At 68.7% G+C, this 15,092-nt stretch carries 11 protein-coding genes; 3 read left to right on the top strand and 8 right to left on the bottom strand.

Annotated features, from left to right (window positions below):
* Window positions 1-30 precede the first annotated feature (30 nt).
* Window positions 31-1,137, bottom strand: coding sequence for an aldo/keto reductase (locus E3O62_RS09600; protein ID WP_241973406.1), 1,107 nt, complete (start codon window positions 1,135-1,137; stop codon window positions 31-33).
* 228 nt (window positions 1,138-1,365) lie between these two features.
* Between E3O62_RS09600 and E3O62_RS09605 the strand changes: the two genes are divergently transcribed.
* A complete protein-coding gene (locus tag E3O62_RS09605; RefSeq protein WP_134398344.1) occupies window positions 1,366-2,985 on the top strand; it encodes a peptide chain release factor 3 in 1,620 nt (539 codons plus the stop codon).
* Between the two features lie 93 nt (window positions 2,986-3,078).
* Here E3O62_RS09605 and E3O62_RS09610 read toward each other — a convergent pair whose 3' ends face one another.
* Both E3O62_RS09610 and E3O62_RS09615 read right to left on the bottom strand, forming a co-directional pair.
* Window positions 3,079-5,121, bottom strand: a complete 2,043-nt coding sequence (locus tag E3O62_RS09610) for a transglycosylase domain-containing protein (protein ID WP_166786455.1) — start codon at window positions 5,119-5,121, stop codon at window positions 3,079-3,081.
* Between the two features lie 135 nt (window positions 5,122-5,256).
* A complete protein-coding gene (locus tag E3O62_RS09615; protein WP_233191417.1) occupies window positions 5,257-6,945 on the bottom strand; it encodes a ribonuclease J in 1,689 nt (562 codons plus the stop codon).
* A gap of 332 nt (window positions 6,946-7,277) precedes the next feature.
* Between E3O62_RS09615 and E3O62_RS09620 the strand changes: the two genes are divergently transcribed.
* Window positions 7,278-7,781 (top strand): glutathione peroxidase, encoded by a 504-nt coding sequence (locus E3O62_RS09620; RefSeq protein ID WP_134398346.1) that lies wholly within the window; start codon window positions 7,278-7,280, stop codon window positions 7,779-7,781.
* A gap of 252 nt (window positions 7,782-8,033) precedes the next feature.
* Here the strand turns inward: E3O62_RS09620 and E3O62_RS09625 are convergent, their stop codons facing one another.
* Genes E3O62_RS09625 through E3O62_RS09645 form a run of 5 tightly spaced genes read right to left on the bottom strand, consistent with a single transcriptional unit; the run spans window position 8,034 to window position 14,335 of the window.
* Window positions 8,034-8,897, bottom strand: coding sequence for a CoA ester lyase (locus E3O62_RS09625; RefSeq protein ID WP_134394664.1), 864 nt, complete (start codon window positions 8,895-8,897; stop codon window positions 8,034-8,036).
* Complete coding sequence (locus E3O62_RS09630) at window positions 8,894-9,379, bottom strand: MaoC family dehydratase (RefSeq protein ID WP_134394666.1); 486 nt, start codon at window positions 9,377-9,379, stop codon at window positions 8,894-8,896. The genes E3O62_RS09625 and E3O62_RS09630 overlap by 4 nt, the downstream gene beginning before the upstream one ends.
* A gap of 11 nt (window positions 9,380-9,390) precedes the next feature.
* Window positions 9,391-10,557 carry an acyl-CoA dehydrogenase family protein gene (locus tag E3O62_RS09635; RefSeq protein ID WP_134394668.1) on the bottom strand — a complete coding sequence of 389 codons (1,167 nt, stop codon included), beginning with the start codon at window positions 10,555-10,557 and terminating at the stop codon, window positions 9,391-9,393.
* The gene (locus E3O62_RS09640; protein WP_134398347.1) at window positions 10,554-12,719 is read right to left on the bottom strand and encodes a biotin carboxylase N-terminal domain-containing protein; all 2,166 of its coding nucleotides are present in this window, start codon (window positions 12,717-12,719) and stop codon (window positions 10,554-10,556) included. The genes E3O62_RS09635 and E3O62_RS09640 overlap by 4 nt, the downstream gene beginning before the upstream one ends.
* A gap of 8 nt (window positions 12,720-12,727) precedes the next feature.
* On the bottom strand, window positions 12,728-14,335 hold the full coding sequence (locus E3O62_RS09645; protein WP_134398348.1) for a carboxyl transferase domain-containing protein: 1,608 nt from the start codon (window positions 14,333-14,335) through the stop codon (window positions 12,728-12,730).
* Window positions 14,336-14,456: 121 nt separating this feature from the next.
* Between E3O62_RS09645 and E3O62_RS09650 the strand changes: the two genes are divergently transcribed.
* Window positions 14,457-15,092: TetR/AcrR family transcriptional regulator (locus E3O62_RS09650; RefSeq protein ID WP_134398349.1), on the top strand; the 636-nt coding region annotated here is incomplete at its 3' end.

A 15,092-nucleotide genomic window follows, 5' to 3' on the forward strand; every position in this document is an offset into this window, starting at 1 on the left:
CGGCGCCGGTGTTCGGCCGGCACCGGTGCGTCAGGCCGAGATCCGGTCGAGGTCTACCATGTCGCTGCGGGTCAGACGGATGCCGGCCGCCGTCACGAGGGCGTCGACCTGTTCGGGCTGGCTGGCACTGGCCACCGGCGCCACGACCGGCCCCCGTGCGAGCAGCCACGCGATCGCGATCGCCGCCGGCGGCGCCTCGTGCTCCTCGGCGATGCGGTCCAGCACCGCAAGCACGCGGAATCCGCTGCGGTTGCGGTATTGGGCACCGCGGGAGCTGCGAGTGGTCTTCTCCAAATCGGCCTTCGACCGGTACCGGCCGGCCAGAAATCCGTGGGCGAGCGCGAAATAGGGGAGCACCGCCATTCCCTGGGCGCGGGTGACGAGGGCGAGGGAGGATTCGAATGCGGTGCGGTGCAGGAGGTTGTACTGCGTTTGCAGGGCGACAAAGCGGGGCAGGCCGTTCGCCGCGAGAACGCGGGCCTCCATCAGACGTTCGGCGGAGAAGTTGGAGGCGGCGAGGTAGCGCACCTGGCCGCGGCGCATGAGCACATCGACGGCGCCGAGGCTCTCTTCCAGCGGCACGGTCGGGTCGTCGAAGTGGAAGTGCAGCAGGTCGATGTAGTCCGTCCCCAGTCGGTCGAGGGAGGCGTGCACTGCGCCGATGATGCTGCGGGAGGAGAGCCCGGGGTTGTCGAGGTTCTTGCCGATCTTGGTGGCGATGACGGTGCTGTCGCGCGTTCGGCGCGAGCGCAGCCACGACCCGATGATCACCTCGCTACGGCCGGAGGTGTAGCTGTCGGCCGTGTCGAGGAAGTTTCCGGCCAGGTCGCGGTGACGGTCGAGGATGCGGTGGCTCGTGGCGCCGTCTGCCGTCCACCCGAACACGCTCGTGCCGAGTGCCAGCGGGTGCACGGTGAGGTCGGTGTCGGCAATCGTGCGGCGGAGCGCCAGGGGGGACGCCCCGGTCGCGGGGGCGGCCCGCGGGACGTACGGATCCGGGATCGCGAGCGGGGGCGGCAAAGCCGCCTGCGGGGCGGTCGGGATGGACGTCGAGATCGGAGCCGGGCCCTGTCCGCTCGGATGAGCGGGCATGCTGGTGGTCGTATGGCGGGAACCGTGCATGCTCGGACGCGGCATCCGTCGTCTCCCTTCGGTTGAGCCGAGGTTATCCCCGGGGCCGAACGTTGCACAGGACACGCCTGGACCGTTACCAAACCGTGCGCGCATCGGGCCTGAACCCCGCCGCCGGAAGCGGAGAATCAGTTCCCAGAGTGTGAAGTTAGAATTGGGGAGAACCGATTCCTGAGTAGCGGCCGCCCAGGCAACGCCCCCCGCCTGCCCGAATCATCCGCGAAAGAAGGATCCATGACGCAGCTCGCCGGCGTGTCCACGCCCGAGGTATTGAAAGAAGCGCGCAGGCGACGCACGTTCGCCGTGATTTCGCACCCCGACGCGGGGAAGTCGACGCTCACAGAGGCCCTGCTGCTGCACGCGCGGGCCATCACCACGGCCGGCGCCACGCACGGCAAGGCCGGCCGGCGCGGCACCGTCTCCGACTGGATGGCGATGGAGCAGGCCCGCGGCATCTCCGTGACCAGCGCGGCGATCCAGTTCGAGTACCGCGACGCCGTGATCAATCTGGTGGACACCCCCGGGCACGCCGACTTCTCCGAGGACACCTTCCGCGTGCTCTCCGCCGTCGACGCCGCAGTCATGCTCGTCGACGCCAGCAAGGGTCTCGAGGTGCAGACCATGAAGCTCTTCGAGGTGTGCAAGCAGCGCGGCCTACCGGTGATCACGGTCATCAACAAGTGGGACCGTCCCGGTGCCGAGGCGCTGGACCTGATGGACGAGATCCGGGAGCGCACGGGACTCCTGCCCACTCCCCTGACCTGGCCCGTCGGGATCGCCGGTGACTTCCGCGGCGTGATCGACCGGTCCTCACACGAATTCATCCGCTTTCACCGCACCACCGGCGGAACGAAAGCCGCCGAACCCGAACGCTTGAGTGTGGCCGTCGCGGCCGCTGAGGAGGGCGCAGCCTGGGTCACCGCGGCCGAGGAGTCCGAGCTGCTCGCCGAGGAGAGCCAGGACCACGATGAGGCCCGCTTCCTCGCGAACGAGACCACCCCGGTGCTGTTCGCCGCGGCCGTGCTCAATTTCGGCGTGCAGCACATTCTGGACACCCTCGTGGACTTCGCGCCGGCCGCGGAAGCCCGGGAGAACGCATCCGGTGGCCACCGCCCCGTGGACAGCGCCTTCTCCGGTTTCGTGTTCAAGGTGCAGTCCGGTATGAACGCCTCGCACCGCGACCACGTCGCGTTCGTGCGGGTCTGTTCGGGTCAGTTCCGGCGCGGGATGATCGTGACCCACGCGGCCAGCGGGCGGCCGTTCGCCACCAAGTACGCGCAGCACCTGTTCGGGCGCGAGCGGGAGGTGGCCGACGAGGCCTGGCCCGGCGACATCGTCGGCCTGGTCAATGCCTCCGCCCTGCGGGTGGGCGACTCGATCTTCGAGATCGAACCGGTGGAATACCCGCCGCTGCCGATGTTCGCGCCCGAGCACTTCCGGGTGGTGCGGTCCGCGGACTCCAGCAAGCACAAGCAGTTCCGTCGCGGCATAGACCAGCTTGACCACGAGGGTGTCATTCAGGTGCTGCGGTCGGAGCTGCGCGGCGACCAGGCGCCGGTGCTCGGCGCGGTCGGGCCGATGCAGTTCGAGGTTGTCGAGGAACGGATGACGCACGACTTCGGCGCCGCCATTCGCACCGAGGCTCTGCCGTACCAGCTGGCCCGGCGCACCGACCGCGCGAGCGCCGAGATCCTCGGCCACGACCGCCAGGTCGAGGTGCTGATGCGCTCCGACGGCACGCTGCTCGCCCTGTTCAGCACTCCGTGGCGGCTGCGAAACACCGTGCGCGACCACCCCGAGCTGATGCTGGAAGACCTCGCCACGGGCAGCAACGAGGTTCCCGCCGCGTATTAGGCGCGTCGGTCCTGATTCGCAGGCAAGCAGCCCGAACCGCGAGGGCAGCGGCCAGCACGAGGGCCGCGGCCAGGCGGATGCCGTCGGATGGGGTCAGCGGGTCAGGTCGCGCGGCGGCTCCGTGAACTCGTCTCCGCCGTACTTTTCGTTGGCGACGCCCATCATCTCGGGCCACATCCGGTGCCGGGCCGTGGCCGCCTGCCCGCTCTCGAAATATGTCTCCCGCTGGTCCTCGCCGACCCCGGACACGTTCATGACGCCCACGATGGTGGCGACCTTCGTGCTCGCACCAGCCATCCAGGTGTCCCTGTTCTCATCGGTGGTGCCGGTCTTGCCGATCATCGGCACCTGCGGGTCGGTGTCGTAGTACGACGGGCTACCCGAGCCTCTGGTCATCACGCGCTCCATCGCGTAGCTCATGGCCGCGGCCACCTCGGGGGTGACGGACTGCGTGCAATTCGACTGCGGGGCGGGAAGTTCGGCTCCGTCGGGGCCGGTGATCCGGTCGATCACGATCGGGGTGCAGGTGACGCCGTTGTTGGCGATCCCCGCGTAGGCGGCGGCCATCGTCAGCGGCGCGATCTCATTGGTGCCCAGCACCGCGGACGCGCCCTGTTCCAGAGCGCCACCATCGGCGCGGTGCACGCCGAAGGCTTCGGCCGTCTTGCGGATGCCGCAAAGGTCGAGTTCCTTGGCCATTCCGATGAAGCCGGTATTGATCGAGTCGATGGTCGATTCCAGGGCGGAATAGGAAGAATCGTCATCCGAGGAGGAGTCGTTGCCGGGCGCGAAGCTCTCGCCGTAGTCCTGGGGACCGTTGCAACTGTCCTCGAAGGTTCCCCACTCGTCGCGTTCCCAGGCGCTGACCGAGTCGGCGAGCGAATTACCCTGAGTGAGCCATTCGGCGAGGGTGAAGACCTTGTAGGTCGACCCGGTCTGGAATCCGTTGGAGCCGCCCTGGTCGAGATCGGTGTTGTAGTTGATGCCGGTGAAGTTCGCTCCGGTGTCGGCCGGGTCCTGGCTATAGTCCTTGTTCTGGGTCATGGCCAGAACACGCCCTGTACCGACGCCCACGCTCGTGATCACGCCGCCGAGATCCCAATCCTCGAAGGTCTTGGGCACGTTCTCGGCCATGGTGCTCTCTGCCGCGCTCTGCAGTTCCGGGTCGAGGGTCGTGTACACGTTGTAGCCGCCGAGCCGGAAGTTGGCCAGGCGGGCATCGGCATCCGCCCCGAAGGCCGGATCGTTCCGGAGGGTCTGGAGTACCAGGTCGCAGAAGTAGGCGCTTCCGCCCGCGGTGCGGCACCCCGTGCTCGGTTCGGTGATGGTCGGTTCGATCGGAGCGCTGATCGCGGCGTCGTGGTCGGCCGTGCTGATCTTCTGGTTCTCCTGCATCTCGTCGAGGATGTAATCACGGCGTTCCTTGTTGGCCGCGTACCCGTTGGCGGCGCCGTTGGTCGGGCTGTCGGGTTCGTCGAGCTGGAACTTGACCGGGTTGTTCACGATCGCGACGAGGCTCGCGGCCTGCGGCAGCGTCAGCGCGGCCGCAGTCGTGTTGAAGTAGTAGTTGGCGGCCGCCTCGATGCCGTAGACGGATCCACCGAAGCCGGTGATGTTCAGGTACTGCCGCAGGATGTCGTCCTTGGAGGACTTCTTCTCCAGACCGACGGCGAGGCTCATCTCCTTGAGTTTGCGCCACGGGCTGGTCTCCGTGGCCGCGTCGTAGCAGGTCATGCGCTCGGCGTCGTCGGAAAGGGCCTCGCACTGCTGCACGAGCACATTTTTCACGTACTGCTGGGTGATCGAGGATCCGCCGCGGACGTCGCCGGTGAACAGCGTGGTGACGGCGCCGGTGAGGCTGCCCCAGATGTTCACGCCGCCGTGCTCGTAGAATCCGGGATCCTCGCCGGAGGTCGCCGCATCCTTCACGTACCGGCTGATCGCATCCGAACTCACTTCGACCCGGTTCTGGTCATAGAAGGAGGCGAGCAGATAGGGCGAACCGTCACTCGCTGTGGCGTAGATGTTGCTCTTCTGCGACAACCGGCCGATCGACAGGTCGTCGGGCAGATTGACCACGACCACGATCGCCGTCGTCGCCAGCAGGGCCACGACGACACCGAGCGCGATCAGCACACGCGAACGCCGCCGGGACCGACGGGCGTTTCTTCTACCGGACAATTCAGGGGGCATGGGCGCCGAGTCGTTTCTGGTCGCGAAGGAAGCGGGAGGGCCGCCGGGCCGAACGGCCCGGCGGCCCGGCGACTACAATCAGGCGTCGACGACGACCGAGGTGATGACCGGGATGCGGCGGTACTTGCGCTGCATCCAGCGGGTCAGACTCTGCGTGAAGATGTCTTCGAGCTCTGCGCCGTTGACGATCTTGACCTTGTTCGCGGCGCGCAGGGCGTCATCGATGGACTTGGTCGCGCCCTGGATCCACTCGTTGTCCTGCACGAAGCCACGGGCGATGAACTCGACCGGCTCGGTGAGAAGCCCGGTGCGGGTGTCGAGGATGCCGAGGATCGTGACGGCGCCGTCGTTGGAGAGCTGCACGCGGTCGGCGAGAGCCTCCTCGGAGCCGCCGCCGCCGACCGTCATACCGTGCACGAAGACGAGCTCGGCAGCCACGCGGCCGGTGACTTTCGCGACACCGTCGACGAGGTCGACGACCACGCCGTCTTCGACGACGAGGACCTGGTCCTCGGGGACGCCCGTGCGAATAGCGAGATCGGCATTGGACTTGAGGTGGCGCCATTCGCCGTGGTACGGGATGACGTTCTTGGGTTTGACGATGTTGTAGACGTAGACAAGTTCGCCGGCCGACGCATGGCCGGAGACGTGCACCTTGGCATTGCCCTTGTGCACGACGTTGGCACCCCAGCGGGTGAGGCCGTTGATGACCCGGTAGATCGAGTTCTCGTTGCCGGGGATCAGCGAACTGGCCAGCAGAACGGTGTCGCCCTCGCCGATCTTGATGGTGTGCTCGCGGTTGGCCATGCGGGCCAGCGCGGCCATGGGCTCACCCTGCGAACCGGTGCAGATGAGGACGACCTTGTCGTCCTTCATCCGGTCGAAGGCCTTGACGTCAACCAGGAGGCCCTTGGGCACCTGAAGGAAGCCCAGTTTCTCGGCGATGCCCATGTTGCGCACCATCGAGCGTCCGACGAAGGCCACCTTGCGGTTGTGGCGGGCGGCGGCGTCGATTACCTGCTGGATACGGTGCACGTGGCTGGCGAAGCTGGAAACGATGATCCGGCGCGGAGCGGTGCGGAAGACGGCGTCGATGGCCGGGCGGATGTCTTCCTCGGTCACCGTGAACCCGGGAACCTCGGCGTTGGTCGAGTCGGTCAGGAACAGGTCGACGCCCTCTTCTCCAAGCCGGGCGAAGCCGGGGAGGTCGGTGAGGCGGTTGTCGAGGGGGAACTGGTCCATCTTGAAGTCACCGGTGACGAGCACAAGGCCGGCCTCGGTGCGGATCGCGACGGCGAGTCCGTCGGGGATCGAGTGGTTCACGGCGAGGAACTCGAGATCGAACGGGCCGGCCTTGCGGCGCTGACCCTCCTTGACCTCGATCAGGCGCGGCGTGATGCGGTGCTCTTCGAGCTTCGCTGTGACGAAGGCCAGGGTCAGCTGCGATCCGATGACGGGGATGTCCTTGCGCTCGCGCAGCAGGTACGGCACGCCGCCGATGTGGTCTTCGTGGCCGTGGGTGAGCACGATGGCCTCGATGTCCTGGAGGCGGTCGCGCAGCGACGAGAAATCGGGCAGGATCACGTTGATGCCGGGTTGGGTCTCTTCGGGGAAGAGAACGCCGCAGTCCACGATCAGGAGCTTGCCCTTGTGTTCGAAGACCGTCATGTTGCGGCCGATCTCGCCGAGACCGCCGAGCGGGGTGACGCGGAGGCCGCGCCTGGGCAGCTGCGGCGGCGTGGACAGGTCGAGCGGGTGCTTGGTCAAAAAAACTCATTTCTCAGTGTGAAAACGCGCGCGTCGCGGGCGTGTCTCGCGTAGTGGACCGTTGTCGGGTCCTGGTGAACGGATGTTCTGGTGCACAGATCGTGCAAAGTCTGGATTCGGGCGGCCGCGCCCGGGGCGGACGCTGGTGTCCGATCGGGTCGGAGTCGAGGCTGAGTCCGAAGGCGGTGGCGTCAGGTCCGTGAAGTCATCGACACGGCAGTCGAGAGGGCACGGATGATGCTCATGACGCCCCATTCTACCGCAGCCTGGTCAGCCCCTTCACCGCTCCCCTGCCCAGCCTTCTCGAAGGCAGCACCGGTAGCGTCGGACGCATGTCTGCCTCAGAGCTCTATTCGACCCCGCTCACCCTCATCGACGGCACGGAGACGACCTTCGGCCAGTTCGGTGGCAAGGCCGTCCTGGTCGTGAACGTCGCCTCGAAATGTGGGTTCACCCCGCAGTACGCCGGTCTCGAAGCGCTCTACCAGAAGTACCACGACGAGGGACTCGTCGTGCTCGGCCTTCCCTGCAACCAGTTCATGGGACAGGAGCCAGGGGCCGAGGCGGACATTGAGTCGTTCTGCCAGATGAACTACGGCGTCACCTTCCCGCTGAGCGTGAAGGTCGACGTGCGCGGCAGGCACCAGCACCCGCTTTACGCTCAGCTGACCAAGTTCAAGTCGGGCCTGCTGCCCGGTCTGATCAAGTGGAACTTCGAGAAGTTCCTGGTGAGTCCCGAGGGCGAGATCGTCAACCGCTTCGCGTCCACGGTCGAGCCGGAGTCCGACGAGATCGTACAGGCGATCGAGAAGACCCTCGCGGCCAACGCCGCCTGACCCACCGAGCCGGTTGGAGCCCCCGGCTCCCCCGGGGTGGGTCGGCCCCGGCCGAGCTCGCGCGTGTGGTCAACTCAGGACATCCGTCGCCCGGCTGAACCTGCCGCCCCGGACCAGTGCGGAATAGGCGCGGATGCCCGGCGTGGCCAGACGTATCTCCTGATTAAGCCACACGGCGCCTCGGGTATGCCGCAGGGCTTACGCGGTTCGGGCAATCAGCGGTCGCTCCGCCCCGCGCTGTGCCAGAGGCAGCTAGTGCTCCACCGAGTCGGCCGGAGCCGGTCCCGTCGGAAATCCCGGTTCCGGCGGAACGGCCGCCGCCCGCCGCAGCACGGCCTCGGCGTGGCGCAGCAGGGGTGCGTCGATCATGCGCCCCTGGTAGGCGAACACGCCCCCCTCTCCCGCGGCCGCCTCCAGGATCTGCCACGCCGCCGTGACCTCGGCAGGCGTGGGCCGGTAGGCGGCCCGGATGACGGGCACCTGGCTGGGGTGGATGCAGGCGGTGGCGCGAAATCCGCTCGCGACCGCATCCACCACCTCGGCCTGCAGACCCTCGAGGTCGGGGATGGCCAGGAACACGCCGTCCACGGCCGCCTTGTCGTTGGCCCCGGCCGCCAGGAGCACAGCGGACCGAGCGTGGCGGGCGATGGCGCGGTAGCTGCCGTCGGGGAACCGGCTCGAGCTGCCACCGAGCGAGGCCACCAGGTCGTCGGCGCCCCACATCAGCGCCACCACATTGGGCTCGGCCGCAATCGAGGGGGCGGCGAGCACCCCCGCGGCGGTCTCGCAGAGTGCGATCACCTCGAACCGGGCCAGAGCGGCGAGGTGGGTGGCGCTCACGGTCTTCGGCAGCATCACGTAGCGGTACAGGGTGTCGTCGAGGGCGGCGAGGTCAAGCTGAAAGTCGGGCGTGTCGGCCGGGTTGACGCGCACGACGGTGCGTTCGGGGTCGAGCGGATGGCTGACCAGCAGGCCGCGAGCGCGTGCCCGGTTGCCGGGCAGGAGCGCATCCTCCAGGTCGAGGATCACGGCATCCGCCCGCTCCGCCGCCTTGCGATACCGGTCGGGGCGGTCGGCCGGGCAGAACAGCAGCGCGGGTCCAAGGTCGAAGCTCATTGGACGGCCTCCCGGCACCAGACCAGCACCGTGCGCTCGGCCGTGGCCACCACGTCGCCCTTCTGGTTCCGACCGGTGTGCCGGAGCGTGACCAGCCCCTGGCCCGGCCGGGACGCCGACAGCCGGCGGGCGGTGACGATCGTGTCGGAGTAGAGGGTGTCGCCGTGGAAGAGCGGATGCGGGAACGTCACCTCCCCGAAGCCGAGGTTCGCCACGATCGTGCCCTGCGTCAGCTGCGCGACCGAACTGCCCACCAGCGTCGCCAACGTGAACATCGAGTTGACCAGGCGCTGCCCGAACGGCTGGGTGGCCGCCCACGCCGCGTCGAGGTGCAGTGCCTGCGAGTTCATGGTCAGCGTGCTGAAGAGCACGTTGTCGGCCTCGGTCACCGTGCGACCGGGGCTGTGCCGGTAGCGGGCCTCGAGGTCGAATTCCTCGTAATACAGTCCGCGCTGCTCGATCGTGCGTCGTTCGTCGTTCATTTTCCTCCCGCCTAACCGGTGAACCCAAGCGCCCGCGAGATGACCATCAGCTGAACCTCGGTAGTGCCTTCACCGAGCTCGAGCACCTTCGAGTCGCGGTAGTGCCTCGCCACCGGGTTCTCGTTCAGGAACCCGTATCCGCCAAAGATCTGGGTCGCGTCGCGAGCGTTGTCCATGGCGGCTTCGCTTCCCACCATTTTGGCAATCGAGGCCTCCATTTTGAAGGGGTGTCCGTGCACCATTTTCATGGCCGCGTCGTAGTAGGCGAGGCGGGCCGTGTGCACGCGCGCCTGCATCCGTGCGATCTTGAACGCGATGTGCTGGTTGGAGCCGATCGACCGGCCGAACACGTTGCGCTCGTTGGCGTAACGGATGGCCTCCTCGAGGCAGCCCTGCGCCGCGCCCGTGCACAGCGCGGCGAAGGCGATCCGCCCCTCGTCGAGGGTCTGCACGAAGTTGGCGAAGCCGCGTCCGCGTTCGCCAAGCAGGTTGGCCTCTGGCACGCGCACGTTGTCGAAGAGCAGCGGATGCGTGTCGGAGGTGTGCCAGCCCACCTTGTCGTAGGCCGGCAGCGCCGTGAACCCGGGCGTCGGGGTGGGCACCAGGATGGCCGTGAGCTCCTTCTTGACCGAGCCGTCGGGGCGCTGGGACTCGCCGGTGACGGCTGTCACGGTGACCAGCCGGGTGATTTCGGAGCCGGAGTTGGTGATGAACTGCTTCGTGCCGTTGATGACCCATTCGCCGCCGGTGAGCTCGGCCGTGGTTCTGGTGCCGGCGGCGTCGGAGCCGGCATCGGCCTCGGTCAGCCCGAATGCGGCGAGCGCGCGCCCACTGGTCAGCAGCGGCACCCACTCCTGCTTCTGCTCCTCGGTGCCACGCCGGTAGACCGGCATGATGCCGAGCCCCACGCCGGCCTCGAGGGTGACGGCGATGGACTGGTCGACCCGGGCGAGCTGCTCGACGGCGAGGCAGAGCGCGAAGTAGTCCTGGCCCTGGCCGCCGTACTCCTTCGGGAACGGCAGGCCGAACAGTCCCAGCTCCCCCATCTGGGCGATGATGTCGTAGGGCAGGCTGCGCTTGGTGTCGTACTCGTAGGCGGCCGGCGCCACGACCGTGTCGGCGAAGTCGCGCACGGTGTCGCTGAGCTGCTGCTGCTGCTCGGTCAGTTCCTGTTTCACGTTGGGTCTCCCTTGACTGGCGTGGCTGGTGGTGTGGCTTCCGTCCCGGTGGTCACGGTGGCGGCGGCGGTGGCGGCGGCGGTGGCGGCGGTGACTGTGGCGACGATCTGGTCGAGGCGCACGAGGTCACCCGGGCGCACGCCGATGGTGAGCCGGCCATCCGTCTCGGCCAGCAGATGGTGCTCCATTTTCATGGCCTCCACGGTGAGGATGCGCTGGCCGGCGACGATCAGGTCGCCCGTGGCGAGGTGCACGGCAACCACTGTCCCGGGCATCGGCGAGCGCACCTCCGGCCGGGCCGCCCCGGCCTCTCCTCCGGCCCGGTCGAGGCCGGCGAGGCGGTCGGCGAGCTGCTCGGCCCGGGAGCGGTGCACCAGCTCGGTGCCGAAACCGCTCTGGCCGAGCCAGAGGCGCGGACCGTCGGCCACAAGCTGCAGCACCTCAAGGCGGTCGCCCAGTTCACAGACGAAGGTGTCGGCGCGGCCGGTGACGGGCGCGAGTCGGCCGGGAACGGGCGTCCGTTCGTCGATGGCCACGCTCAGGCCGTCCGGACCGTTCAGCACGGCAACGTCGACGGTTTCGGTGGCGCTGACCCGCAGGCTGTAGTGCACCGGCCGGGCCGGACCGAGCCGCCAGCCGCTCGGCTGTGCCCACAGGCCGGCGGTGGCGCTCGTCGTGGTGGCGGTGGCGCGCGCGTGCAGGAACAGGGCCGCGGCGGCCGGCAGGTGGTCGGGCAGCGGTTGCCCGGGCATCCCCCGGAGTCCGAGACCGGGCAGGCTGCGCTCGATCAGGCCGGTGTCGAGGCGGCCGGCGCGCACGTCGGGGTTGTGCAGCAGCAACCGGAGGAACTCCACGTTGGTGTGCACCCCGAGCACCACGGTGTCGGCGAGCGCCCGGTCGAGGCGGGAGAGGGCCTCGGCGCGGTCAGCACCCCAGGCGATCACCTTGGCGAGCATCGGGTCGTAGACCCCCGAGATCGGCAGGCCCGGACGCAGCGAGCTGTCGACCCGGATGCCCGCGCCGACCGGTTCGGACAGGCTGCGCACGGTGCCCTGGCTGGGGAGAAAACCACGCGCCGGGTTCTCGGCGTAGAGGCGCGCCTCGATCGCGTGCCCGGTGAGCACCACCTCCGCCTGGGTGAGCGGCAGCGGTTCCCCCGCGGCGATTCGCAGCTGCCACTCGACCAGATCGAGGCCGGTGACCAGCTCGGTCACCGGGTGCTCCACCTGCAGCCGGGTGTTCATCTCCATGAAGAAGAACTGGTCCGGGGCCGCATCGGAGACCAGGAACTCCACCGTGCCGGCGCCGGTGTAGCCGACGCTCCGGGCGGCCTGGCAGGCTGCCTCGCCGATGCGTGCCCGCGTGGCCGGGTCGAGCAGCGGAGAGGGAGCCTCCTCGATCACCTTCTGGTGGCGGCGCTGCAGGGAGCACTCGCGCTCACCGAGGTGGATCACGGCGCCCGAGGCGTCGGCGAGCACCTGCACCTCGATGTGCCGGGGCTGATCGATGAAGCGCTCGAGCAGCAGGGTGTCGTCGCCGAACGCACCCTGCGCCACGCGCCGGGCCGTGACGAGCGCGGCGGCGAGCTCGCCCGCGGCGTCGACCCGCAGCATCCCCTTGCCGCCGCCGCCCGCGGACGGTTTGATCAGGAGCGGGTAGCCCACCTCCTCCGCGGCGGCGATGAGCTGCTCGTCGGTCTGGCCGGGCCGGGAGAACCCGGGAATGACGGGCACACCGCTGTCGGCGACATGGTTCTTGCCGCGGATCTTGTCGCCCATCACGGCAAGGGCGTTCAGACCCGGTCCGACGAAGACGAGGCCGGCGGAGGCGCAGGCGCGGGCGAAGGCCTCGTTCTCACTGAGGAATCCGTAGCCGGGATGCACGGCGTCGGCGCCGGTGGCCGCCGCGGCCGCCAGGATCGCGTCGATGTTCAGGTAGCTCGCCTGAGGCGCGGCCGGGCCGAGGCGCACCGCGGCATCCGCGAGACTCACGTGCAGCGCATCACGGTCGGCATCGCTGTAGACGGCCACCGAACGGATGCCCATCGTGCGCAGGGTGCGGATGATGCGGCAGGCGATCTCGCCGCGGTTGGCGACCAGCACGGTCTCGAAGGGTGTCGAGGACGGTGTCGGTGCGTTCGGTGTCGGTGCGTTCGGTGTCATGATGCGCCTCACATCCGGAAGAGGCCGAAGGCGGTGTCGGGCAGGGGTGGCCCGGAAACAACGTCGAGGGCCAGGCCCAGCACGGTGCGGGTGTCGGCCGGGTCGATCACCCCGTCGTCCCAGAGCCGGGCGGTCGAATAGTAGGGGCTGCCCTGCCGCTCGTACTGGGCGGTGACGGGCGCGGTGACCTCCTCCGCGGCATCCGTCGACCAGGGCAGGCCGGCCTTCTCCCGCTGCTCGCGTTTGACGGTGACGAGAACGGATGCGGCCTGCGGGCCGCCCATCACGGAGATGCGGCTGTTCGGCCACATCCAGAGGAAGCGGGGCGAGTAGGCGCGGCCGCACATCGAATAGTTGCCGGCGCCGAACGACCCGCCGATCACGACCGTGAGCTTGGGCACGCGCGCGGTGGCGACGGCGGTGACCATTTTCGCGCCGTTCTTGGCGATGCCGCCGGCCTCATAGTCGCGGCCGACCATAAAACCGGAGATGTTCTGCAGGAACAGCAGCGGGATGCCGCGCTGGTCGCACAGCTCGATGAAGTGTGCACCTTTGAGGGCGGATTCGGAGAACAGCACACCGTTGTTGGCGATGATGCCGACCGGATGGCCATGCAGATGCGCGAAGCCGGTGACCAGGGTCGTACCGTACTCCTTCTTGAACTCATGGAACTCGCTGCCGTCAACCAGCCGCATGATCACCTCGTGCACGTCGTAGCGGCCCTGCGGGTCGGTCGGCACCGCGCCGTAGAGCTCGGCCGGGTCGGCGACGGGGTCGACGGCCGGCATCCTCGGCCAGGCCGGCGGCGGAGGCGCGGGCAGGTAGCGCACGATGTCCCGCACGATCTGGAGTGCGTGCTCGTCGTCCTCGGCGAGGTGGTCGGTCACCCCGGAGGTGCGGGCATGAAGGTCACCGCCGCCGAGCTCCTCGGCCGTGACGATTTCGCCGATCGCCGCCTTCACCAGCGGCGGGCCGCCGAGGAAGATGGTTCCCTGATTCCGTACGATCACGGTTTCGTCGCTCATCGCCGGCACGTAGGCGCCGCCCGCGGTGCAGGATCCCAGCACGGCGGCGATCTGCGGGATCTTGGCCGCCGACATCCGGGCCTGGTTGTAGAAGATGCGGCCGAAGTGGTCACGGTCGGGGAAGACCTCGTCCTGCAGCGGCAGGAAGGCCCCGCCCGAATCGACCAGGTAGACGCACGGGAGCCGGTTCTCGAATGCGATCTCCTGCGCCCGGAGGTGCTTCTTGACCGTCATCGGATAGTAGGTTCCGCCCTTGACGGTGGCGTCGTTGGAGATGACGAGCACGTGGCGGCCGTGGATCAGCCCGATCCCGGCGATCAGGCCGGCACCGGGGCTGTCGTCGCCGTAGAGGCCGGTGGCGGCCAGGGGTGCGATCTCGAGGAAGGGGCTGCCGGCATCCAGCAGCCGGTCGATGCGTTCGCGCGGCAGCAGTTTGCCACGGGCAAGGTGGCGCTGGCGGGAAGCCTCGGGACCGCCGAGGGCGACGACGGCGAGGCGGCGGCGCAGATCGGCGACGAGCTCGCGGTGGGCGCTGGCGTTCGCGTCGAAGGCCGGACTGGTCGAGTCGATCAGACTCGCGAGTGTCTCCATCGACGACTTCCCGCTTTCCCGCTTGAGTGTTCAGCCGGTACAGTTAGCGTGCACTAACCGAAAATCAGGTTAGCGGTTCCTAACTGAGTTGTCCAGAGTTTCCGCGTGAACGGAGCATCGAATGGGAGTCCTCCCGTCCTCGCCGACGGCTCGGAGCCAGGCCAAGGCCGACCGGCGGCAGGCCCTGCTCGGGGCCGCCGCCACGCTGTTCGCCCGGTCGGGCTACAACGGGGTCTCGATCGAGGACCTCGGCGCGGCCGTCGGCGTGAGCGGGCCGGCCGTCTACCGGCACTTCAGCGGTAAGCCGGCCGTGCTGGCCGCGCTGCTGGTGGAGGTCAGCGAGACGCTGGTGGCGGGCGGGCAGGCCGTGGTCGCCGGCGTTCCGGATGCCGCGGGCGCACTCCACGCGCTGGTGCGCTTCCACACGGACTTCGCCCTCTCGCATCCGAACGTCATCCGTGTGCAGGACCGGGACCTGGACAGCCTCGCCGCCCCAGACCGGCACCAGGTGCGCGCCCTGCAACGCACCTACGTGGAGCTGTGGGTGCGCGTGCTCGGGCAGGTGCACCCCGAGGTTGATGCGCAGCTGCTGCGCATCCGTGCCCAGGCGACGTTCGGACTACTGAACTCGACCCCGCACACGCTGCCGGCGTCGCCGAGCGGCAAGGTGCGGCCGCTGCTCGAGGAGATGGCGCTCGCGGCGCTCGGGGCCGGGGGGCTCGCGGGCGGCGGGCTCGCGGGCGGCGGGCTCGCGGGC

Origin of the sequence: Cryobacterium sp. TMT2-15-1 (assembly GCF_004402345.1) — a bacterium.
GTDB classification, from domain to species: Bacteria; Actinomycetota; Actinomycetes; order Actinomycetales; family Microbacteriaceae; genus Cryobacterium; species Cryobacterium sandaracinum.